Below are 22,812 nucleotides of genomic sequence, written 5' to 3'. Positions count from 1 at the left end.
ACAAACCCAACAGGAGACAACGCCATGACCCAGAACCGTCGCACGGTCCTCAACACACTGCTGGCCACTTCCGTGGCCGCCACCCTGCCCTTGCATGCCTTTGCACAGAAAAAAATCGTGCTGGGCTTCAGCCAGATCGGGGCCGAAAGCGAATGGCGCACCGCCAACACCAACTCCATCAAGGAAACCGCCGCCAAGGAAGGCATTGACCTGAAGTTTTCGGACGCGCAGCAAAAGCAGGAAAACCAGATCAAGGCGCTGCGCTCCTTCATCGCCCAGAAGGTGGACGTGATTGCGTTCGCGCCCGTGGTCGAGTCGGGCTGGGACACGGTGCTCAAGGAGATCAAGGCCGCCAAGATCCCGGTCATCCTCACCGACCGCTCAGTGGACTCCAAGGACACCTCGCTGTACGTCACCTTCATGGGCTCGGACTTCACCGAAGAAGGCCGCAAAGCCGGTCGCTGGTTGCTGGAGAAGGTGAAGAACACCCAGGGCGACATCAACGTGGTGGAGTTGCAAGGCACGGTGGGCTCGGGTCCGGCCATCGACCGCAAGAAGGGTTTTGAAGAAATCATCAAGGCCGAGCCGCGCATCAAGATCATCCGCTCGCAAACCGGTGACTTCACCCGCGCCAAGGGCAAGGAGGTGATGGAGGCCTTCCTGAAGGCCGAGGGCAAGAAAATCAACGTGCTGTACGCCCACAACGATGACATGGCCATTGGCGCCATCCAGGCCATTGAGGAAGCGGGGCTGAAGCCGGTGAAGGACATCACCATCATCTCCGTCGACGCGGTCAAGGGCGCCTTCGAGGCCATGATCGCCGGCAAGATGGACGTGTCGGTCGAGTGCAGCCCCCTGCTGGGCCCGCAGCTGATGGCCGCCGTCAAGGACCTGATGGCTGGCAAGACGCTGCCCCGCCGCATCGTGACGCAAGAAGGCATCTTCCCCATGGAAGTGGCGGCCAAAGAGTTCCCCAACCGCAAGTACTGATCGCCTTGACCCATCGGGCACGGTCCCGGCCCCGTGGCCGGGCGGCGATTGCACATGACGCGGCAGGAACGCCATGACACACCCTTCGGTGTCACCCCCCACAGCCCCCCGTCTGGTGCTGGAGCTGTCGGGCGTGGCCAAACAATTCGGACCCGTTCATGCCCTGCGAGGTGTGGATCTGCGCCTCTATGGCGGCGAAATCCACGCCCTGATGGGCCAGAACGGCGCAGGCAAATCCACCCTCATCAAGGTGTTGACCGGGGTCCATCCGGCGGACCAGGGCGAGATGCGGCTCAACGGGCAGGCCATCCGCGCCACCTCCACGCTGCAGGCGCAGCAACTGGGCATCAGCACGGTGTACCAGGAGGTCAACCTCTGCCCCAACCTGTCGGTGGCTGAAAACATCTTTGCCGGGCGCTTTCCCCGCCACAGCTGGCGGGGTGGCTGGGGCATTGACTGGGGGCGCATGCACCAGCAGGCCCGCGAGTTGCTGGCCCGCCTGAACCTGGACATTGACGTCACCCAAGCCCTGTCCACCCACTCGGTGGCCGTGCAGCAGATGGTGGCCATTGCGCGGGGGCTGGCCATTTCGGCCCAGGTGCTGATCCTGGACGAGCCCACCTCCAGCCTGGACGACGACGAGGTGGAACGCCTGTACGGCGTGTTGCGCCAGCTGCGTGCGCAGGGCATGGCCATCCTGTTTGTCACCCACTTCCTGGACCAGGTGTACGCCGTGAGCGACCGCATCACCGTGCTGCGCAACGGCGAACTGGTGGGTGAATACCCCGCCGCCGAGCTGGGCCACAACGCCCTGATTGCCGCCATGGTGGGCCGTGAACTGGCCCCCATGCCACACACCCCGGCCAGCCTGGACGCCGCCACCGCACAGCCCGCCACGGCCCCCGCCTGGTTGCAGGCCCAGGGGTTGAGCCGACGGGGCCATGTGAAACCCATGGACATGGACATCCGCCGCGGCGAGGTGGTGGGCCTGGGCGGGCTGCTGGGGTCGGGCCGCACCGAGCTGGCCCGCCTGCTGTTCGGCCTGGACCGCAGCGACGGCGGCAGTGTCCGCATTGACGGGCGCGAGGTGCACCTCGACTCTCCAGCCACCGCCATCCGACTGGGCTTGGGCCTGTGCCCGGAAGACCGCAAGGCCGAGGGCATCGTGGCCGAGTTGTCGGTGCGCGAGAACATCGTGCTGGCCCTTCAGGCCCGCCAGGGGCTGTGGCCCTGCATTGGCCGTGCGCAGCAAACGGCCTTGGCCGAGGGTTACGTGAAGGCGCTGGGCATCAAGACCGCCGACGTGGACACCCCCATGGGCCAACTCTCAGGGGGCAACCAGCAAAAGGCCGTGTTGGCGCGCTGGCTGGCCACGCGGCCCCAACTGCTGATCCTGGACGAACCCACCCGGGGCATCGACATCGCTGCCAAGCAAGAAATCATGAATGAAATCCTCTCGCTGGCCCAACAGGGCATGGCCGTGCTGTTCATCTCGTCAGAAATGGACGAGGTGGTGCGGGTGTCGGACCGCATCGTGGTGCTGCGCGACCGCGCCAAGGTGGGTGAACTGCCCGGCGACTCGGACGAACAAGCGGTGTACGCACTGATTGCGGGGCACGCATGAGCGCCGCCCCCCACGACACCCCATGGGCTCGCCTGCGGGCCCACCCGCTGCTGTGGCCCCTGCTCACCTTGAGCCTCATCCTCGTGGTCAACGCCAGCCTGAACCCCGGCTTTTGGATGCTGCAGTGGCGCGATGGGCATTTGTACGGCAGCGTCATCGACATCCTCAACCGCGCCGCCCCCTTGATGCTGGTGGCCATGGGCATGACCCTGGTGATTGCCACCCGCGGCATCGACATCTCGGTGGGTGCGGTGGTGGCCATCAGCGCCTCGGTGGCGGCGCTGATGATCGGGGGCACGCTGGTCATTCAAGACGGCGTGCCCACCCACGTCAGCCGCTTTCCCATGCCCCTGGCCATTGCGTGTGCGCTGCTGGTGGCGCTGGCCTGCGGCCTGTGGAACGGCCTGCTGGTGACGCGCATCGGCCTGCAACCCATCATCGCCACCTTGATCCTGATGGTGGCAGGGCGTGGCATTGCACAGCTCATCACCGGCGGACAGATCGTGACCGTGTACTACGCCCCCTACTTCTACGTGGGCAACGGCTACCTGTGGGGGCTGCCGTTTGCGCTGTTCATTGCGCTGGGGGTGTTCGGGGTGGTGCACCTGCTGGTGACGCGAACGGCCTTGGGCCTGTTCATCCAGGCCATTGGCATCAACCCCGCCGCGGCCCGGCTGGCCGGGGTGCGGGAGCGCCTCATCAGCCTGTGTGTGTACGCGTTTTGCGGCCTCACCGCAGGCATTGCAGGGCTGATCATCAGCTCCAACGTGAAGAGCGCCGACGGCAACAACGCCGGCAACCTGATGGAGCTGGACGCCATCCTGGCCGTCACCCTGGGGGGCACCTTGCTCACCGGCGGTCGCTTCAGCCTGGCGGGCAGCCTGGTGGGGGCGTTGATCATCCAGACCCTGACCTCCACCATCTATTCCATTGGCGTTCCGCCCGAAATCAACCTGGTGGTGAAGGCCGCCGTGGTGTTTGGGGTGATGCTGCTGCAATCGGCCGAGTTCCGCCGCGCGGTGCACGGCTGGGTGGTGCGCCCCCAACACACGGGAGGTGCCACATGAAGCCTCGCTTTGCCCACGCCAAATACCTGCCGCTGCTGGCCACGTTGACCCTGTTTGCGGCCATGGCCACCTTCGGCTCGGTGTCGTACACCGGTTTCTTTTCGGCGCAGGCGTTTTTGAACCTGCTCATCGACAACGCCTTCCTCATCATCGTGGCGGTGGGCATGACCTTTGTCATCCTGACCGGGGGCATTGACCTGTCGGTGGGCTCGGTGGTGGCACTGTCCACCATGGTGCTGGCCTCGCTGGTGGAAAAACACCACTGGAACCCCTGGCTGGCCACGGCGTTGGTGTTGCTGATGGGCACGGCGCTGGGCGCGTTCATGGGTTGGCTGATCCAGCGGTTCCGGCTGCAGCCCTTCATCGTCACGCTGGCGGGCATGTTCCTGGCCCGGGGCCTGTGTTACCTGATCAGCATCGACTCCATCAGCATCACCGACGAGGACTACACCGCCCTGGCGCAGGTGCGCATTGCGCTGTGGGACGATGCCGCGCTGTCCCTCAGCGCCTTGCTGGCCCTGGCGGTGCTGGCGGTGGCCCTGTACGTGGCCCATGCCACCGAGTTTGGCCGCACGGTGTACGCCATTGGCGGCAACGAACACTCGGCCACGCTCATGGGTTTGCCGGTGGCGCGCACCACGGTGCTGGTCTACACCTTCAGCGGCTTTTGCTCGGCGCTGGGCGGGGTGGTGTTCACGCTGTACATGCTGTCGGGTTATGGCCTGCACGCCCTGGGGCTGGAGTTGGACGCGATTGCCGCGGTGGTCATCGGCGGCACGCTGCTCAGCGGCGGCGTGGGTTATGTGTTTGGCACGCTGTTCGGGGTGCTGACGCTGGGCATGATCCAGACGCTGATCATGTTTGACGGCTCGCTCAGCTCGTGGTGGACCCGCATCGTCATCGGGGCCCTGCTGTTTGTGTTCTGCGTGCTGCAACGGGTGTTCGAAACAGGACACAAGGCGTCGGCCTGAGTCTCAAGAAAAAACAGCCTCTAGCGCTTTAACAATAAGCGTAAGAAGCTATAAATAATATAGCAACCCACTCAAACACGATCCCGCATCTGGCCAACCCGGCGCGGGGCCAGCCACATCCTGGCGGCGATCAGCCACCCACACGGAAACGCCATTGCGCCTGCAGCGTCAGGCTCTGGCCGGTGTGCAGCACCCGCAGCCCCGGCTGCTCGGGCTGGTGAAAGGCGTCGATGGGGTGGGTGACCGGCTCGAAACAAAACGCCGGGTTCACGCTCACGGGCGGACGGTACACCAGGCTGTAGCCATCGTGAGCACCCCGGTTGTGCACCTCGGGCACGGTCAGGGTGAGGGACAGCTGCCGCTCGGGCCAGTCGATGCGGCCCTGCCCCGACCACCCGGTGTACACATTGTCCATGGGTGCCCCGATGGCGGGCATGCCCTCACGGGGGTCCCATCCAGCGGGGAAGTCGGTGGTGTGCGCGGTGGGCATGGGGTCAGCCCCACTGAGCCACACCCCACCCACCTGGGTTTGCAGGCGGGTGTCCGCGGTACGCAAAAACCAGGGGTGCTGCCCCAGACCGTAGGGCAGCGAGCCGGGGCCGGTGTGGGTGACCGTCAAGGTCTGGTCCATGCCGCCCTCCAGCAGCACAAAACGCTGCACGGCCTGGTAGGCGTAGGGGTTGTCCTGGAAATGGCGGGACTCCAGGTGCATTTCCAGCGTGTCGGGCGAGGGTTGAACCACGCGCCAGGCTTGCAGCCAACCGTCGCCATGGATGGGGTACGGTTCGCCCGCACGGTTGAGGGCCACCGGGTGGAACACCCCGTCGTGTTCAAAACCTCCCTGCCCGATGCGGTTGGACCAGGGCACCATGGGGAACGAGGCCAGGGTGTAGCGGTCCGAGTCGCCCGCCCAGGGGCGCCACAGGTCCAGCCATTCGGCCGCCTGTGCGGCATCGGCAGCACGGGCCGCGCCTTGGCACTGCCAAGCGGCCACGCCCCCGCCCAGGGAAGGCACCACCCCCAGCCGCTGTCCGGCGTGCTCCAACCAGTGAATGGGATGAACGTCGTCGGCGCGAGGGTGTGTCATGGTTGTCTGGGTTCAGCGCGCGGCCAGGCGGAACACCGACACGGCGTCCACCAGGTCTTGCGCCTGGGTTCTGAGGCTGGCGGCTGCGGCGGAAATTTCTTCCACCATGGCCGCGTTGTGTTGCGTGGTCTGGTCCATTTGGCCGATGGCTTCGCCCACCTGGGCCACGCCCGTGGCCTGCTGAGAGCTGGCCGAGCTGATTTCGCCCACGATCTGGCTCACGCGCTGAATGGCGCTGACCACTTCTTCCATGGTGTGGCCCGCCCGATCCACCAGCGCCGTGCCCTGCTCCACCCGGGTGACGCTGACGTCGATCAGTTCCTTGATGTCCTTGGCCGCCGCCGCGCTGCGTTGGGCCAGCGAGCGCACCTCAGAGGCCACCACGGCAAAACCCCGGCCTTGTTCCCCGGCACGCGCCGCTTCCACCGCGGCGTTGAGCGCCAGGATGTTGGTCTGGAAGGCGATGCCGTCGATCAAACCGATGATGTCGGCAATCTGGCGGGACGCTTCGCTGATGCCCCGCATGGTCTGCACCACCTCACCCACCACCTGCCCACCCTGGTGCGCCACTTCGGAGGCGGTACGGGCCAGTTGGTTGGCCTGTACGGCACTTTCGGCATTCTGGTGGACCATGCCCCCCAACTCTTCCATGGACGCCGTGGTCTGTTGCAAGGCACTGGCCTGCTGCTCGGTGCGGGCCGACAGGTTGTGGTTGCCCTGGGCAATCTCGGCGCTGGCGGTGGCCACAAGCTCGGACCCGTCACGCACCTGCCCCACCACATTCACCAGGCTTTCCTGCATGTCCTTCAGGGCACTCAACAGCTGCCCGGTTTCGTTGCTGCTGGTGACCGTCACGGTCTGCGACAGGTCACCCTGGGCAATTTGCCGCGCCACCTGCACGGCCTGGTTCAACGGCCCGGAGACCGCCCGAACCAGCCACACCCCGGCCCCCACCGCCAGCGCCAGGCACAAGGCCAACACACCCAGCAGGGTGCCTTTGGCCGAGGCATAGGCCGCAGCACTGTTGGTGCTGGCCTGCTGGGCGCCTTGGTGGCTCAGCTCAGTGAGGCGTTGCAAGGCGGCGTTGACCTGCTCGAATTGCTTTTTCGACTCGCCCTCCAACAGCTTGCGGGCGGAGAACTTCTCGCGCTTGGTGGACATGTCCACGATCTGGCGGCTGGTGGTCAGGTAGCGCTGAAGCTCCGTCGCAAACGCATCGTGGCGCGCCCGGTCTTCGTCGGTGCGCAGGGTTTGCACAAACGCCTGGTGCCCGGTTTCGAATGCGGCCAAGGTCTCGCCGATGGCCTTTTCAACGTTGGCCATGGACCCGTCGTCGGTGTTGAGCACGTGTTGTGTTTCCTGGGTGCGCAAGGCCGACAGTCCATACCGCATGGCAGCCACCTGCTCCACCCCCGGCAACCAATGCTCGGTGATGTCCAAGGTGCCATCGTTCATGGATTTCATTTGCAACACGGCCACACCCACCACGGCGCACAACAACGCCGAAAGCAAGGCCAATGTGGCGGTCAACAGGGTGGAGATGCGGAGGTTTTGAAAATTCACACCAGGTTCCGAATGGCAAAAAGCGATCTTCCGCGTCAACCGGCAAACAGGTGTGCAGGTCGGCCCGGGCTGTCCAGGCGCACGGCAAACAGCCCCCCCGCCAGCGGTTGGGCTGCCAGTTGCTCAGGTGTGAGGCCCGTGTGCGCACTGGTGATGAACATTGTGCATAAATCTGCACCCCCAAACGCACAATTCGTGATGTGGCTGGTGGGCAAGTGGATGCGGGCCAATTCTTCGGCGCTGACGGGATCGTGGCAGGTGACGCAGGCCGCGCCCCAACGCGCCAACCACAGCCGCCCTTGGGCGTCGGTGGTCATGCCGTCAGGGAAACCATCCCCGTCGGCCAATTGCAGCCACAGCCGGGGACGGCTCAACGCCCCGGTGACGGGATCGAAATCGAAGGCGTGCACGCGGCCGCGCACCGTGTCGTTGAAATACAGGGTGCACCCGTCACGCGACCAGGTGGGGCCATTGGTGACCGCAAAGCCTCCGTGCATGCGGGTGCACTGGTCGCCCCCCTGGTAGCGGTACAGCGAGCCGGTGGGGTCGTGGCACGCAAAGTCCATGGTGCCGGCCCAGAACCGTCCCTGCGCGTCGCACTTGCCGTCGTTGAAGCGGTTGCCCGGCAAATGCGGTTCGGGTTGGTGCTGGCGTTGCAGCTCGCCGGTGGCCGGATTGAAAAAGGCCAGTTCGTGGCGCAGGCTCACCAACAAGCCGGGCCCCTGGGCTCGCTCGGCCACCGCCGAAATCTCTTCGTCAAACGGCCACGAACGGCAGTCGTCTGAAACCGGGTCATACCGATGCAGGCGGTGCCCCAGGATGTCCACCCAGTACAGCGCCTGTTCACGCACCGACCACAGCGTGCCCTCGCCCAGCTGCGCCTGCGCGGCCCACACGCAACGCGGGCCTTCCAGCACCTGTGGGGCGGGCATCAGTGGGAGTCCCGCGGCACGTCGGCGCCGCTTTTGCCCACCAAAAAGTCGAGGTCGGCCCCCAGGTGGGCCTGCTGCACATGGTCCACGTACAGCTTGTACCAGCCGCGCTTGGGCTTTTCCGGTGCTTGCCAGGCCGCCAGGCGGCGAGCCAGCTCTTCGTCGGAAATGTCCAGGTGCAACCGGCGCTCAGGCACGTTGAGTTCAATCATGTCGCCGTTTTGCACCACGGCCAGCGGGCCGCCTGCAGCGGCTTCGGGGCTGGTGTGCAGCACGGTGGTGCCGTAGGCGGTGCCGCTCATGCGGGCGTCGGAAATGCGCACCATGTCCTTGATGCCTTTTTGCAGCACCTTCGGGGGCAGGGGCATGTTGCCCACTTCGGCCATGCCGGGGTAACCGCGCGGGCCGCAGTTCTTGAGCACCATGACGCAGTTTTCGTCGATGTCGAGGTTGGGGTCGTCAATCTTGGCGTGGAATTCCTCGATGTTTTCAAACACCACGGCACGCCCACGGTGGGTCAGCAGGTGGGGCGAAGCCGCCGAAGGCTTGATGACCGCGCCGTCCGGAGCCAGGTTGCCGCGCACCACGGCAATGCCAGCCGCAGGCATGAAGGGCTCGGCCACGGTCTTGATGACTTCGCGGTTGTAGCAAGGGGCGTTTTCCACGTTCTCGCGCACGGTCTTGCCATTGACCGTGATGGCGTCGCCGTGCAGCAGCGGCAAGATTTCGCGCATGACGGCAGGCAGGCCCCCGGCGTAGCAGAAGTCTTCCATCAGGTACTTGCCCGAGGGTTGCAGGTTCAGGATGTTGTTGACCTGGGAACCGATCTTGTCCCAGTCTTCCAGCTTCAAGTCCACGCCAATGCGCCCGGCCAGGGCCAGCAGGTGGATCACGGCGTTGGTGGAGCCGCCAATGGCCGCATTGGTGCGGATGGCGTTCTCGAAGGCTTGGCGCGTCAGGATGCGGGACATGCGCATGTCTTCCTTCACCATGTCCACAATGCGCCGCCCCGTCAGTTGGGCCAGGCGCTTGCGGCGTGTGTCGGCGGCGGGGAAGGCGGCGTTTTCCGGCAGGGACATGCCCAGCGATTCGACCATGCAGGCCATGGTGGATGCCGTGCCCATGGTCATGCAGGTGCCGCTGGAGCGGTGCATGTCGCTTTCGCAGGACGTGAACTCTTCCATGGTCATTTCACCGGCACGCACCATTTCCGACATTTGCCACACGCCCGTGCCCGAGCCCACGTCCTTGCCACGGAACTTGCCGTTGAGCATGGGGCCACCCGACAGGCCGATGGTGGGGATGTCGCAGCTGGCGGCACCCATCAGCAGCGAAGGGGTGGTTTTGTCGCAGCCCATGAGCAGCACCACGCCGTCGATGGGGTTGCCACGGATGCTTTCCTCCACGTCCATGCTGGCCAGGTTGCGAAACAGCATGGCGGTGGGGCGCAACTGGGTTTCGCCCAAGGACATGACGGGGAATTCGAGCGGGAAACCGCCCGCTTCGTAGACACCGCGTTTGACGAACTCGGCCAGCTCACGGAAGTGGCCGTTGCACGGGGTCAGCTCGCTCCAGGTGTTGCAGATGCCGATGATGGGGCGACCATCCAGCAAGTCGTGGGGGTAGCCCTGGTTTTTGAGCCAGCTGCGGTGCATGAAGCCATCGCGGTCTTTGCCTCCGAACCAGGCTTGGCTGCGGCGAAACGGGTGCTTGGGGTCTTCCATGGATGGCTTGCCTTGTGGGGTGAGAGGTTGCCCTCGAATTCTTGACAAGGGGGATGCTAACCATGCATAGTGATAATAGAAAATGATTTTTTATTCACGCGACATATTAAATTTGCAATTGAAAAAAGGCAGCAAACCATGAGCACACCCGCAAACACCCTTCGCCAACTGGCCCAGTACCCCAGCCTGCGAGGTCGGCGGGTGTTCGTCACCGGCGGCGGCACCGGCATCGGCGCGGCCATCGTCGCAGCATTCGCACAGCAAGGCGCCCAGGTGGCCTTTGTGGACGTGGCGGAGCAGGCCAGCGCCGAACTGGCCGCACAACTGGCCAGCGAAGGACACCCGCCCGTGTGGTGGCGCACCTGCGACGTGCGCGATGTGCCCGCGTTGCAACAAACCCTGGCCGAGGCGGTTCAGGAATTGGGCGACTTTTTCGTGCTGGTCAACAACGTGGCCCGGGACGACCGCCACACACTGGAGTCGGTCACACCTGAATACTGGGACGAACGCATGGCCGTGAACCAGCGCCCAGCCTTTTTTGCGATCCAGTCCCTGGTGCCCGGCATGCGCCGCCTGGGTGGGGGCTCCATCATCAACCTGGGGTCCACCGGCTGGCAGACCAAGGGCAGTGGCTACCCGTGTTACGCGGTGGCCAAATCGTCGGTGAACGGCCTGACCCGTGGGCTGGCGGGCAGCCTGGGGGCCGATCGCATCCGCATCAACACCGTGTCCCCCGGCTGGGTGATGACGGAACGGCAAATCAAGATGTGGCTCAACGCCGAAGGTGAAGCCGAGATCAAACGCAACCAATGCCTGCCCGACAAGCTCCAGCCCTCGGACATTGCACGCATGGTGCTGTTCCTGGGCTCGGACGACAGTGCCATGTGCACCGCCCAGGAGTTCAAGGTCGACGCAGGCTGGAACTGATCCCACCCAGGGCGTCGTCCCCCTCGAACGTCTTGCCGTACACGGTGGTGGCCGACGCCTTCAACGCCCGCAGCATCACCAGGGCAGCCGGTGACAACAGGCGATCCCGGCGGGTGATGAACCCGAAGGGTTCCATGTCACACGGCAAGGACAACGGCAGGATGGACAGCAAACCATGGGCCTGGTAGTAACGGGCAACGTCGGCCGACATGATGCTGACCATGTCGCTTTGCTGCATCATTTTGGTGACGAACAGCAAGGCACTGGTCTCCACCCGGTTGACCGGCTGCGGCAGGTTCATTTCCTGGAACATCAGGTCAAACCGATGCCGCAGCACACTGCCCGCGGGCGGAACGATCCAGCCGCACTCCAGGGTGTCGGCCAACTGCAAGGGCGAACGCGTCAGCAGCGCATGCCCCGGACGCACCACGGCCGTGACCGGCTCCTCGCCCACCACCTCGTAGCGCAGGTCCGTCTGGTCGTGCTCGGCAGACAGCCGCCCCACCACCAAATCGAGCGTCCCTCGGTTGAGTTTGTCGATCAACACGTTGCTGGGGTCGATCTGGATGCTGATGTGCAGGTGCGGATGCGCCTGCTTCACCGCCGCCACCGTGGGGGGCAACAACGCCAGGCCAGGCGCGGTGATGGACCCCACCTGCACCTGACCAAACTGCCCCACCTTGGCCGCCTGCAACTCCTCGTTGGCCTGATTGAGGCTGGACAACGCCGCCCGCGCATGGCGGATCAGCGTGTCGCCGTACCACGTGGGGCGCATGCCGCGGGGCAAGCGCTCGAACAGCTGAACCCCCAGGGTGTCCTCCAAGTCCTTGAGCAATTTGGAGGCCGCCGGCTGCGTCATGTTCAGCACCTGAGCCGCACGGTGGATGTTGCCTTCTTCGGCCAACACCACCACCAGCAGAAGCTGACGGGTTTTGAGGCGCGCCCGAAGGAGCCAATGCGCAGAGACCGCCATATCGGGGTTTACTCCAATATTAATTTAGGTATCGAATACGGCTCAAACTATATTAGAAAACTATCCTTATTGTCCATATGATGCGGTATCTGTCCCGATGGGAAAAACCGTCGGCGAAGATGATCCTTGGCCTCATCAACTGGAGACTTATTTTGAAAGCACGTCGTACCGCATTGAAAGCACTGGCCGCCAGCATGGCGCTGGGTTTTGCCCTGGTTGCACCGGTGGCTCAGGCTCAGGACAAAGGGTTGGTGGGGGTGTCCATGCCCACCAAGAGCTCCACCCGCTGGATCAGCGACGGCAACAGCATGGTCACCGCCCTGGCCGCCAAAGGCTACAAGGCTGACCTGCAATACGCCGAAGACGACATCCCCAACCAGCTGGCACAGATCGAAAACATGATCACCAAAGGGGCCAAGGTCCTGGTGATTGCGGCCATCGATGGCACCACGCTGACCAACGCCCTGCAAAAGGCCGCGGACAAGGGCATCAAGATCATCGCTTACGACCGCCTGATCGTGGGCAGCAAGAACGTGGACTACTACGCCACGTTCGACAACTTCCAAGTGGGCGTGCTGCAAGCCCAGTCGCTGGAAAAGGCCCTGGGCCTGAAGGAAGGCAAGGGTCCGTTCAACATTGAACTGTTCGGTGGCTCCGCTGACGACAACAACGCCTTCTTCTTCTACGACGGTGCCATGTCGGTGCTGCAACCGTACATCGACAAGGGCAAGCTGGTGGTGCAGAGCAAGCAGACCGGCATGAGCAAGGTGTCCACCCTGCGTTGGGACGGTGCCGTGGCCCAGGCCCGCATGGAAAACCTGCTGTCCGCCTACTACGGCAAGGCCCGCGTGGACGCCGTGTTGTCTCCGTATGACGGCATCAGCATCGGCATCCTGTCCGCCCTGAAGGGTGTGGGCTACGGCTCTGCCTCGCAACCCATGCCTTATGTGTCTGGACAAGACGCCGAAGTGCCTTCCGTCAAGTCCATCCTGCGCAAGGAACAGTACTCCACCATCTTCAAGGACACGCGTGAACTGGCCAAGGTCACGGCCAACATGGTGGACGCCGTTCTGAGCGGCGGCAAGGTGGAAATCAACGACACCAAGACCTACAACAACAAGGTCAAGGTGGTGCCCTCCTACCTGCTCAAGCCGGTGAGCGTGGACCTGTCCAACTACAAGCAAGTGCTGGTGGACAGCGGGTACATCAAGGCTGAACAACTGAAGTAAGCCTTCGCTCCCTCCCGAGAGGCCCTGTGCCGACAAGCGCAGGGCCTTTTTCGTTTCCACAGCACGCAGAGGCCACATGACGAATCCCATTCTGGAGATGCGGGGAATCAAAAAGTCCTTCCATGGCGTGAAAGCACTCAGCGACGTCAACCTGACCGTTCAACCCGGTCAGATCCACGCCATCGTGGGCGAAAACGGCGCGGGCAAGTCCACGCTGATGAAGGTGCTCAGCGGGGTGTATCCCCATGGTGAGTACGAAGGCGAAATCCGTTTTCAAGGGCAACCGTGCCAGTTCGGGGGCATTGCGGACAGCGAGCACCTGGGCATCATCATCATCCACCAGGAACTGGCGCTGGTGCCCCTGCTGTCCATCACCGAGAACATTTTTCTGGGCAATGAGCAGGCCAAACATGGCGTGATCGACTGGAACGCGTCCTACGTCAAGACACAGGCGCTGCTGGACAAGGTGGGCCTGCACGAGTCGCCGTCCACCCTCATCACCAACATGGGGGTGGGCAAGCAGCAGTTGGTGGAAATTGCCAAGGCGCTGTCCAAGCAAGTCAAGCTGCTCATCCTGGACGAGCCCACCGCCAGCCTGAACGAAACCGACAGCGATGCGCTGATGAACCTGCTGCTGGACCTCAAGGCCCAGGGCATCGCCTGCATCCTCATTTCGCACAAGCTCAACGAGGTTTCCAAGGTGGCCGACGCCATCACGGTGCTGCGCGACGGCATGACCGTCACCTCGCTGGACTGCAAGGCCCAGGCGGTGAGCGAAGACCTGATCATCCGCCACATGGTGGGCCGGGAAATGGCCGACCGCTACCCGCGCCGCACCCCGAACATCGGCGAAAAGGTGTTCGAGGTCAGCAACTGGGTGGTTCACCATGAAGAGCACACCGAGCGCCAGGTCATCAAAGGGGTGAACCTGCATGTGCACCGCGGCGAAATCGTGGGCATTGCCGGCCTCATGGGCGCGGGCCGCACCGAACTGGCCATGAGCATTTTTGGCCGGACCTACGGACGCAACATCAGCGGTGAAGTGCGCCTGCATGGCAAGGTCATTGACACCAGCACGGTGCAAAAGGCCATCCACAACGGCATTGCCTACGTGACCGAAGACCGCAAGGGATATGGCCTGGTGCTGGAGGAAACCATCGCCTGGAACACCACGCTGGCCAACCTGGATGCGGTGTCCAGCCGCGCCGTGGTGAACGAAGGCCGCGAATTCGGTGTGGCCGAGGACTTCCGGAAAAAGCTCAACATCCGCAGCCCGCACGTGTATGCCCACACGGTCAACCTGTCGGGCGGCAACCAGCAAAAGGTGGTGCTGAGCAAATGGCTGTTCTCCAACCCCGAGGTGCTGATCCTCGACGAACCCACCCGCGGCATTGACGTGGGGGCCAAGTACGAGATCTACACCATCATCGCCCAGCTGGCGGCGCAAGGGAAATGCGTGCTGATGATTTCCTCTGAAATGCCCGAACTGCTGGGCATGTGCGACCGCATCTGCGTGCTCAACGAAGGCCGGTTCGTGGCCGAGTTCCCGGGGGCCGAAGCCACCCAGGAAAAAATCATGCGTTCCATCGTGACATCAGGAGTCCACTGACATGACCACCCCTCAGACGGTCGAACAGCCCCAGGCAAGCCGTGGCGGCCTGGCCTTTCTCAAGAACCACATGCGGGAATACGGGCTGCTGATTTCCCTGGTGGTCATCATGATCTTCTTCCAGATCAAGACCGATGGCACCCTGTTCCAGCCCCTCAACCTGACCAACCTCATCCTGCAAAACAGCTACATCATCGTGATGGCGCTGGGCATGCTGCTGGTCATCGTGGCCGGCCACATCGACCTCTCCGTGGGTTCGGTGTGCGGCTTCATCGGGGCGGTGGCCGCGGTGTTGATGGTCGAATACAACATGCACTTCGTGCTGGCCGCGGCCATCTGTCTGGTGCTGGGTGCCGTGATCGGAGCCGCCCAAGGGTATTGGGTGGCGTATTACAAGATCCCGTCCTTCATCGTGACGCTGGCGGGCATGCTGGTCTTCAAGGGGCTGGCCCTGGCTGTGCTGCAAGGCGCGTCGGTGGGTCCGTTCCCGCCCGAGTTCCAGCTGCTGAGCACCGGGTTCATTCCCGACCCCTTCGCGGGTGAAAACCTGCGGGTCGCCTCCCTGGTGCTGGGCCTGGTGGCCGCCGTCATCATGCTGGTGGCCAAGGTGCGTGGACGCGCCAACCGCAGCAAACACGGCATGGACAACGAGCCCGTGGTGTTCTTCATGCTCAAGAACCTGGTGTTCGTGGCCATGATCGTGCTGTTCAGCTACCTGCTGGCGTCGTACAAGGGCCTGCCCAACGTGCTCATCGTGATGATGGTGCTGATGCTGATCTACGACTTCATCACCTCGCGCACCACGCTGGGCCGTCGCATCTATGCCCTGGGTGGCAATGAAAAAGCCGCTCGCCTGTCCGGCATCAACACCCCGCGGCTGACCTTCTACACCTTCATCAACATGGGGGTGCTGGCCGCGCTGGCCGGGCTGATTTTTGCCGCCCGCCTCAACACCGCCACCCCCAAGGCGGGCCTGGGCTTTGAACTCGACGTGATCGCCGCCTGCTTCATCGGTGGCGCATCGGCCTCGGGTGGTGTGGGCAAGGTGCTGGGGGCCGTGATCGGCGCTTTCATCATGGGCGTCATGAACAACGGCATGTCCATCATGGGCATTGGCATCGACTGGCAACAGGTCATCAAGGGCCTGGTGCTGCTGGCCGCCGTGTGTGTGGACGTCTACAACAAACAGAAATGAGCGTGGCCATGTCTGCTGCAACCCCTGCCCGCTACCGGGGCGTGTTCCCGGTGGTGCCCACCACCTTCACCGAGTCCGGCGAGCTGGACCTGCCCAGCCAGAAGCGCTGCGTCGATTTCATGATCGACGCAGGCTCCAACGGCCTGTGCATCCTGGCCAACTTCTCCGAGCAGTTTGTGCTGTCGGACGCCGAGCGCGACGTGCTGACCCGCGAGATCCTGGCCCACGTGGCCGGGCGCGTGCCCGTCATCGTGACCACCACCCACTTCAGCACCCAGGTCTGCATCGAGCGCAGCCAGCAGGCCCAGGCCCTGGGGGCCGCCATGGTGATGGTGATGCCGCCCTACCACGGGGCCACCTTCCGCGTGTCGGAAGAGCAGGTTTACGCCTTCTACGCCCGCCTGTCCGACGCGATCAACATCCCCATCATGATCCAGGACGCACCGGTGGCGGGCACCCCGCTGTCGGCCGCCTTCCTGGCCCGCATGGCCCGCGAGATCGAACATGTGGCCTACTTCAAGATCGAGACGGCCGGGGCGGCTTCCAAGCTGCGCGAACTCATCCGCCTGGGCGGCAGCGCCATTGAAGGACCGTGGGATGGCGAAGAAGCCATCACCCTCATGCCCGACCTGGACGCCGGGGCCACCGGGGCCATGACGGGCGGGGCCTACCCCGACGGCATCCGCCGCATCGTGGACGCTTTTGCCGCCGGTCAGCGCGAAGAGGCCATGGCCCTGTACCAGCAGTGGCTGCCCCTCATCAACTACGAAAACCGCCAATGCGGTCTGCTGGCGGCCAAGTCGCTGATGCGCGAAGGCGGCATCATCGCCTGTGAAGCGCCGCGCCACCCCTTGCCCGCCATGCACCCGGACACCCGCGCCGGGCTGATCGACGTGGCCCGCCGCCTGGACCCCATGGTCCTGCGCTGGGGCCGTTGATCCCCTCCCTCGGCAGTCTCACTCCCCCACCTCCATGACCTCCCTCGCACAACACCCCAACCTGATCGGCGGCGAATGGGTTGGATCGGCCCAATGGGCCCCCAACATCAACCCGTCTAACCTGAACGACGTGATCGGCGAATACGCCCAGGCCGACGCCGCGCAGGTGGATGCGGCCGTGGCCGCCGCCCAGGCCGCTTTTGCCGCATGGTCGGTCAGCGGCATCCAGGCCCGCGCCGATGCACTGGACAAGATCGGCACCGAAATCCTGGCCCGCCGCGAGGAGCTGGGCACCCTGCTGGCCCGCGAAGAAGGCAAGACCAAGCCCGAAGGCATTGGCGAAGCCACCCGTGCGGGCAACATCTTCAAGTTCTTTGCGGGCGAATGCCTGCGCCAGGCGGGTGAAGTGCTGCCCTCGGTGCGTCCCGGCATCGGCGTGGAAGTCACCCGCGAGCCGCTGGGCGTGGTGGGCCTCATCACCCCGTGGAACTTCCCCATCGCCATCCCGGCGTGGAAGATTGCCCCAGCCCTGGCCTACGGCAACTGCGTGGTGTTCAAACCCGCCGACCTGGTGCCCGGCTGCGCCTGGGCCTTGGCCGACATCATCCACCGCAGCGGCATTGCGCCGGGCGTGTTCAACCTGGTCATGGGCCGGGGCAGCGTCATTGGCGACGCCCTGGTCAACCACCCCGGCATTGCCGCCATCAGCTTCACCGGCTCGGTGGGCGTGGGCCAGCGCATTGCCCAGGCCTGTGCCCAGGGCCTGAAAAAAGTGCAGCTGGAAATGGGCGGCAAGAACCCCCAGGTGGTGCTGGACGACGCCGACCTCCACACCGCCGTCGAGCTGTGTGTGCAAAGCGCCTTCTACTCCACCGGCCAGCGCTGCACCGCCTCCAGCCGCCTGATCGTGACCGAAGGCATCTACCCCCAATTCATCGAGGCCATGCAAACCCGCATGGCCCGCCTGAAGGTGGGCGACGCCTGCCAGGCCGGGGTGGACATCGGCCCCGTGGCCTCGCTGCCGCAGCTGGAACAAGACCTGTCCTACGTGGCCATTGGCCAGGCCGAAGGCGCCCGCCTGCTGGTGGGTGGCGAACGCCTGACCCTTGCCACCCCCGGCCACTACATGGCCCCGGCCCTGCTGGTGGACAGCACCCCGGGCATGCGCATCAACCGCGAAGAAATCTTCGGCCCCGTGGCCAGCGTCATCCGCGTCAAGGACTACGACGAAGCCCTGGCCGTGGCCAACGACACGCCCTTCGGCCTGTCCGCCGGCATTGCCACCACCTCGCTCAAACACGCCACCCACTTCAAGCGGCATGCCCAGGCGGGCATGGTCATGGTCAACCTGCCCACCGCCGGGGTGGACTACCACGTGCCCTTTGGCGGACGCAAAGGCTCCAGTTACGGCTCTCGCGAGCAAGGCCGCTACGCCCAGGAGTTTTTCACCACCGTCAAAACCGCCTACGTGCAGGCATGAGCGAAACCACACACACGCCGCCCCGCACGGGACTGGTGGGGGTGGACTGGGGCACCACCCACCGCCGGGCCTACGCGCTGGACGACCACGGAACGTGCACCGACACCTTGGCCGATGACCTGGGTGCCCTCCCCTGCCAAGGCCGGTTTGCCCCGGCGCTGGCCAGTGCCCTGCAGCAGTTGAAGGCCCAGCCCCGGCAGGTGGTGCTGTCGGGCATGGTGGGCAGTGCCCTGGGTTGGCACGAGGCCCCCTACCTCGACGCCAGCGTGCCCCTCACCGACCTGCCCCGTCACCTGGTGACCGTGCACGATGCCGACACGGGCGTGCCCACCGGCATCGTGCCCGGCTACTGCGTGCGCGACGCCCATGGCCAGCCCGACGTGATGCGCGGCGAAGAAACCCAGCTGCTGGGCGCTGTCGCCCTGGGGCACCACAGCGGCTGGTTTGTGCTGCCCGGCACCCACAGCAAGTGGGTCAAGCTGGAACAAGGCCGCATCGTCCACCTGCGCACCCACATGACCGGTGAACTGTTCGACCTGCTGGGCCAGCACGGCACCCTGGCCGCCGCCGCCCGACAGGCCGAGCCGGTGTGGAACGACGACGCCTTTGCCGCGGGCGTGCAGGCCGCCCGCCATGGCCCGCTGGGCCACCAGCTGTTTGGCTGCCGCGCCCGCGTGGTGTGCGGCGACATGCCCGCCGCCCACAGCCGCTCGTACCTGAGCGGGCTGCTGATCGGGGCCGAACTGGCCGACGTGCTCAGCCCCACGGTCGATCAGTGCCTGGGCCGCGCGTTTGCCGACGGCTTCAAGCTCATTGGCTCCCCGGCACTGGCGACCCGCTACCAGGCCGCCGCTGCGGTGCTGGGCTTTGCCTTCGCCCCCATTGACGCCCAGGCCGCCTACCTCGGTGCCCTGGCCCACTTCCAACAGGCAGGACGGCTGTCATGACCCTCGCCCTCGATCGGCTGGCCCAAGCCCGCCAATGCCCCCTGGTGGCCATCCTGCGTGGCCTGCAACCCCACGAGGCCCAGGCCGTGGGCGACGCCCTGTGGGAAAGCGGTTTTCGCACCCTGGAGGTGCCGCTGAACCGCCCGGGCGCGCTGGCCTGCATCGAAACCCTCACCCACCACCTACCCGCTGAAGCCCTGGTGGGCGGCGGCACCATGCTCACCCAAGCCGATGTGGACGCGGTGGTGGCCGCAGGTGGCCGCCTGATGGTGTCGCCCAACGCCGATGCGCAGGTGATTGCCCACGCCGCCGCCCGGGGCCTGCTGTGTGTGCCCGGCGTGGCCACGCCCACCGAGGCCTTTGCCGCGTTGAAAGCGGGGGCCCACGCCCTCAAGCTCTTCCCCGCCGAAATGGTGGGCCACGGTGGCTTGAAAGCCCTGAAATCGGTGCTGCCCGCGGGCACCGACGTGTGGCCTGTGGGCGGCGTGGAGCCGCACAGCATGGCCGCGTGGCGAGCCGCCGGGGCCACGGGCTTTGGCATTGGCAGCCGCCTGTACACCCCGGGCATGACCCCCGCCGAGGTGCTGGCCCGCGGGCGCGAGTACATGCAGGCCTGGCAAGCGTGCCAGCCGTAAACTCAAAAATGATAGCTGCTTGCGCTTTTAAATAAAGCGCTAGAGGCCATTTTTATGCATCATTTCTGACGCTCAATCCCGCAGCACGGCCAGCACGTCGGAATGGAACTCGCGCGAGTAGAGCACGCCCGCCACGCCCACCGTGCCCACCACCAGGGCCACCGGGGACACAAACCACGCCAGCAGCGCAAACGAGAAGTAGTAGGCGCGCAAACCGTCGTTGAAGGTTTCGGCCGCTGAGGCCACCAGGTTGGCCGCACGGTCCACATAGGCCGCCGCCTCACTGGGGTGGGCCTGGAAATGTTCGGGCGGGGGCATGGCCCCGATGGTCAGCGCCACAAAGGTGTACTGGCGCATGCTCCAGCTGAAACGGAAGAAGGCGTAGACAAACACGCCCAGCAAGGCCATGACCTTGAACTCGAACACCTGCACGCTGGTCATCTGCGTGAATGGAATGTCGCGCACCAGCTCGGCGGCCTTGTCGGTGGTGCCCAGCAGGGCCAGCAGGCCGCCGATGATCAGGATGGTGGTGGACGAGAAAAACGACGGCGTGCTCGACAGGTTCTGGGTGATCAGGCCGTCGAGCATGCGCGGGTCGCGCTGGGCCGCCTGCTGCATCCAGCGGCGGCGGTAGAGGTTGGTGGTCATCAGCAGCGAGCGCTGCCGCTGACCCCAATGTTTGGCAAACCAGGCGTAGCCCACCCACAGGCTGAAAAACAGCGCCAGGGCCAACCAGTCTTTCCAAGGCAGCAGTTCGAAGATTTTCATGCCCGCCACCTTAAACGAAGCTGCCCCGGACTGCGCCGGGGCAGGGTGTTGTCCAGGCGGTTTTCTCAGCGGGACAGGTCGATGGCGTAGACGCCCTGCCCCTTGCCCGAGCCGTCGTCGTCCTTGACCACGCTGATGTTGCCCAACCCACTGGCCAGCGCCAGCTTGCCGCTGCCCGACACAAAGGTGACCGGGCCTGCCGTGCTCACCTTGGTGAAGCGCCAGCTGCGGGCCGAGCCATCGGCGGCCAGGGTCAGGTTCTTGCGGGCCTTGATGTGGTCGATCAGCACGTCGCGGTTGGCATCGGGCGAGGCGTAGATGGTGTTGGCCGCCGTCAGGCCGAATGCCGTGCCGCTGGTGGCGCGGTAGTTGTTGGTGGCGATGATGAACTCCGCCGTGCTGCCGATGGCCGCGCCCTTGTACATCAGGTTCTTGATGCGGCTGCCCAGGGGTTGGGTCACGTCGATCTCGTAGCTGATGTCGGCTGAGGTGAACATGTCGAAGTTGTAGCCCGGGAAGCTGGACACCAGGGGCTGCGCGGTGGTCAGCGTGGGGTCGATGCGGTTGAACCGCTCTGCCGCCTTCTCCAACCAGGTCTTGATGCCCGCGCCCGTCACCTTCACTGCATACACGGTGTTGGGGTACAGGTACAGGTCGGCTGCGTTGTTGATGGCGATGGGGCCCTGCTTCACATCGGTGAAGTCGGTGCCCCCGGCAAAACCGCTCTTGAACGGTGCGCTCACCGACAGCACGGGCAGGCCTTTGTACTGCGGCAGGTTGGCGGCCACGTACTTGGCAACATAGTCGGCCTGGGCTGCGTTGACCACCTGGATGGCGGTCACGTCACCCACGTCGGCAAAGTAGCTGGCCAGGTTGAAGTCGGCACTGCCAATGGGCGTTTTCACGTAGGCAATGGCGGCTTCGTGTTCGGCCTTGACGGCGGTGGCAATGGTGGGATCCACCGCCACGTAGGTCTTGGTGGCGGCGTCCGTCAGCGCCTTGCGCAGGCTCACCTGGGTTTTGCCGCTGTCAATGGTCCACTTGCCGTTCTTCACCACCAGGCCGTAGTTGATGACCCCGATGGCCTTGCCCCAGTAGCTGGGCATGACGGCGGGCACCCCGAAGAAGGAGCCCTTGGTCTTGTCCACCCCTTCGGCGCTGCAAGCGGGGGTGCTGCAAGCGGCATTGGGAAACTCGCCGTGCGAATGGCCCATGAGGATGCCGTCGATGCCCGCCACCTTGGCCAGGTGGTAGTTGGCGTTTTCCATGGTGGGGGTGTAGGTGCTGGTGTCCCAGCCGCCGTGCGAGGCGGCGATGACGATGTCCGCCCCTTCGGCTCGGGCCTGGGGCACGTATTTTTGCGCGGTCTCCACCACACCTTGCACGTCCACCTTGCCGTCCAGCCAGCGTTTGTCCCAGTTGAGGATGGGGGGCGGGGCGAAACCGATCACCGCCACCTTGACCGTGCTCTCGATGGCCTTGCCATCCTTGTCCTTGCCCGCAATCTTCTTGGTCAGGATGGTGTAGGGCTTGTACAGCGTCTGCCCGTCCTTCTTGCTGGTCACGTTGGCCAGCACCAGCGGGAAGGCCGGCCCCGTGCAGGTGGGCTGGCTGGCCACGGCGGCCATGCCGTCCACATTGAACTTGGTGCCCGTCACTTGCGACAGGTAAGGCAAGCCGTAGTTGAACTCGTGGTTGCCCAACGTGCCCACGTCAAAACCGATGACGTCCATGGCCTTGTAGGTGGCCAGCTTCTGGTTGCAGGCCACAGGGTTCACCAGCGCCTGGTGGTCGGCCAAGGCGGTGCCCTGGATGGTGTCGCCGTTGTCGATCAGCAGGTGGTTGGGAAACTCGGTCCGCGCTTGTTTGATGACGGTGGCCGTGCGCTCCAGGCCCACGCTTTTGTCCTCGGCCAGCTTGAAGTAGTCGTAGCTGATGAGGTTGGCGTGCAGGTCGCTGGTTTCCAGGATGGCCAGTTGGGCGGTGGTGCCATCGGCCAGGGCCACGGGGTCATCGCCACTGCCCAGGCAGCCGGTCAGGCCCAGGCCCGTGGCCAGGAGCACGGCCACACGGACAGGGGTTGGGGCCAAGGCCCGGGAAAGTTCGAGGGTGAACATGAAGCGCTCCCGTTCGGTTGAAAGAACGGGAGCCTA

At 64.7% G+C, this 22,812-nt stretch carries 19 protein-coding genes; 12 read left to right on the top strand and 7 right to left on the bottom strand.

Going from position 1 to position 22,812, the window contains the following annotated elements; all coding sequences use genetic code 11:
* Nucleotides 1–24: 24 nt before the first annotated feature.
* The 4 genes from ACYVB7_RS01640 (at nucleotide 25) to yjfF (ending at nucleotide 4,652) form a co-directional block, all read left to right on the top strand.
* On the top strand, nucleotides 25–990 hold the full coding sequence (locus ACYVB7_RS01640) for an ABC transporter substrate-binding protein (protein ID WP_460504810.1): 966 nt from the start codon (nucleotides 25–27) through the stop codon (nucleotides 988–990).
* A gap of 73 nt (nucleotides 991–1,063) precedes the next feature.
* Nucleotides 1,064–2,614: a sugar ABC transporter ATP-binding protein gene (locus tag ACYVB7_RS01635; RefSeq protein ID WP_460504809.1), complete on the top strand. Its 1,551-nt coding sequence runs from the start codon at nucleotides 1,064–1,066 to the stop codon at nucleotides 2,612–2,614.
* The gene (locus ACYVB7_RS01630) at nucleotides 2,611–3,681 is read left to right on the top strand and encodes an ABC transporter permease (protein WP_460504808.1); all 1,071 of its coding nucleotides are present in this window, start codon (nucleotides 2,611–2,613) and stop codon (nucleotides 3,679–3,681) included. The genes ACYVB7_RS01635 and ACYVB7_RS01630 overlap by 4 nt, the downstream gene beginning before the upstream one ends.
* The gene (yjfF, locus tag ACYVB7_RS01625) at nucleotides 3,678–4,652 is read left to right on the top strand and encodes a sugar ABC transporter permease (protein WP_460504807.1); all 975 of its coding nucleotides are present in this window, start codon (nucleotides 3,678–3,680) and stop codon (nucleotides 4,650–4,652) included. The genes ACYVB7_RS01630 and yjfF overlap by 4 nt, the downstream gene beginning before the upstream one ends.
* 130 nt (nucleotides 4,653–4,782) lie before the next feature.
* Here the strand turns inward: yjfF and ACYVB7_RS01620 are convergent, their stop codons facing one another.
* The 4 genes from ACYVB7_RS01620 to ACYVB7_RS01605 are packed head-to-tail and all read right to left on the bottom strand — an operon-like array spanning nucleotide 4,783 to nucleotide 9,958.
* Nucleotides 4,783–5,739 (bottom strand): aldose 1-epimerase, encoded by a 957-nt coding sequence (locus tag ACYVB7_RS01620; protein WP_460504806.1) that lies wholly within the window; start codon nucleotides 5,737–5,739, stop codon nucleotides 4,783–4,785.
* Between the two features lie 12 nt (nucleotides 5,740–5,751).
* Nucleotides 5,752–7,302 (bottom strand): methyl-accepting chemotaxis protein, encoded by a 1,551-nt coding sequence (locus ACYVB7_RS01615; protein WP_460504805.1) that lies wholly within the window; start codon nucleotides 7,300–7,302, stop codon nucleotides 5,752–5,754.
* 35 nt (nucleotides 7,303–7,337) lie between these two features.
* Complete coding sequence (locus ACYVB7_RS01610; protein ID WP_460504804.1) at nucleotides 7,338–8,234, bottom strand: SMP-30/gluconolactonase/LRE family protein; 897 nt, start codon at nucleotides 8,232–8,234, stop codon at nucleotides 7,338–7,340.
* A complete protein-coding gene (locus ACYVB7_RS01605; RefSeq protein WP_460504803.1) occupies nucleotides 8,234–9,958 on the bottom strand; it encodes an IlvD/Edd family dehydratase in 1,725 nt (574 codons plus the stop codon). The genes ACYVB7_RS01610 and ACYVB7_RS01605 overlap by 1 nt, the downstream gene beginning before the upstream one ends.
* 138 nt (nucleotides 9,959–10,096) lie before the next feature.
* Between ACYVB7_RS01605 and ACYVB7_RS01600 the strand changes: the two genes are divergently transcribed.
* Nucleotides 10,097–10,885 carry an SDR family NAD(P)-dependent oxidoreductase gene (locus ACYVB7_RS01600; protein WP_460504802.1) on the top strand — a complete coding sequence of 263 codons (789 nt, stop codon included), beginning with the start codon at nucleotides 10,097–10,099 and terminating at the stop codon, nucleotides 10,883–10,885.
* Here ACYVB7_RS01600 and ACYVB7_RS01595 read toward each other — a convergent pair.
* Nucleotides 10,860–11,858, bottom strand: a complete 999-nt coding sequence (locus ACYVB7_RS01595; protein WP_460504801.1) for a LysR family transcriptional regulator — start codon at nucleotides 11,856–11,858, stop codon at nucleotides 10,860–10,862. The two genes, ACYVB7_RS01600 and ACYVB7_RS01595, sit on opposite strands and share 26 nt — an antisense overlap.
* Nucleotides 11,859–12,052: 194 nt before the next feature.
* Here ACYVB7_RS01595 and chvE point away from each other — a divergent pair, with 194 nt between their 5' ends.
* The 7 genes from chvE (at nucleotide 12,053) to ACYVB7_RS01560 (ending at nucleotide 19,891) form a co-directional block, all read left to right on the top strand.
* Entirely contained in the window at nucleotides 12,053–13,087 is a 1,035-nt protein-coding gene (gene chvE, locus ACYVB7_RS01590; RefSeq protein ID WP_460505111.1) for a multiple monosaccharide ABC transporter substrate-binding protein, read from the top strand.
* A gap of 76 nt (nucleotides 13,088–13,163) precedes the next feature.
* Nucleotides 13,164–14,696 carry a multiple monosaccharide ABC transporter ATP-binding protein gene (gene mmsA, locus ACYVB7_RS01585; RefSeq protein WP_460504800.1) on the top strand — a complete coding sequence of 511 codons (1,533 nt, stop codon included), beginning with the start codon at nucleotides 13,164–13,166 and terminating at the stop codon, nucleotides 14,694–14,696.
* Between the two features lies 1 nt (nucleotide 14,697).
* Nucleotides 14,698–15,891, top strand: coding sequence for a multiple monosaccharide ABC transporter permease (mmsB, locus tag ACYVB7_RS01580; RefSeq protein WP_460504799.1), 1,194 nt, complete (start codon nucleotides 14,698–14,700; stop codon nucleotides 15,889–15,891).
* An 8-nt stretch (nucleotides 15,892–15,899) separates the two neighbouring features.
* On the top strand, nucleotides 15,900–16,829 hold the full coding sequence (locus ACYVB7_RS01575) for a dihydrodipicolinate synthase family protein (RefSeq protein WP_460504798.1): 930 nt from the start codon (nucleotides 15,900–15,902) through the stop codon (nucleotides 16,827–16,829).
* Between the two features lie 34 nt (nucleotides 16,830–16,863).
* Nucleotides 16,864–18,309: an aldehyde dehydrogenase family protein gene (locus ACYVB7_RS01570; RefSeq protein WP_460504797.1), complete on the top strand. Its 1,446-nt coding sequence runs from the start codon at nucleotides 16,864–16,866 to the stop codon at nucleotides 18,307–18,309.
* Complete coding sequence (locus ACYVB7_RS01565; RefSeq protein ID WP_460504796.1) at nucleotides 18,306–19,256, top strand: 2-dehydro-3-deoxygalactonokinase; 951 nt, start codon at nucleotides 18,306–18,308, stop codon at nucleotides 19,254–19,256. The genes ACYVB7_RS01570 and ACYVB7_RS01565 overlap by 4 nt, the downstream gene beginning before the upstream one ends.
* Nucleotides 19,253–19,891, top strand: a complete 639-nt coding sequence (locus tag ACYVB7_RS01560; protein ID WP_460504795.1) for a 2-dehydro-3-deoxy-6-phosphogalactonate aldolase — start codon at nucleotides 19,253–19,255, stop codon at nucleotides 19,889–19,891. Before ACYVB7_RS01565 ends, ACYVB7_RS01560 begins: the two co-directional genes overlap by 4 nt.
* A gap of 72 nt (nucleotides 19,892–19,963) precedes the next feature.
* Here ACYVB7_RS01560 and ACYVB7_RS01555 read toward each other — a convergent pair whose 3' ends face one another.
* Nucleotides 19,964–20,659 carry a DUF599 domain-containing protein gene (locus tag ACYVB7_RS01555; protein WP_460504794.1) on the bottom strand — a complete coding sequence of 232 codons (696 nt, stop codon included), beginning with the start codon at nucleotides 20,657–20,659 and terminating at the stop codon, nucleotides 19,964–19,966.
* Nucleotides 20,660–20,724: 65 nt separating this feature from the next.
* The gene (locus ACYVB7_RS01550; RefSeq protein WP_460504793.1) at nucleotides 20,725–22,776 is read right to left on the bottom strand and encodes a bifunctional 2',3'-cyclic-nucleotide 2'-phosphodiesterase/3'-nucleotidase; all 2,052 of its coding nucleotides are present in this window, start codon (nucleotides 22,774–22,776) and stop codon (nucleotides 20,725–20,727) included.
* Nucleotides 22,777–22,812 lie beyond the last annotated feature (36 nt).

It is taken from the genome of Hydrogenophaga soli (assembly GCF_054777695.1).
Note: the sequence above shows the minus strand (reverse complement) of the source record. Positions and strands in the feature narration are given on the sequence as shown.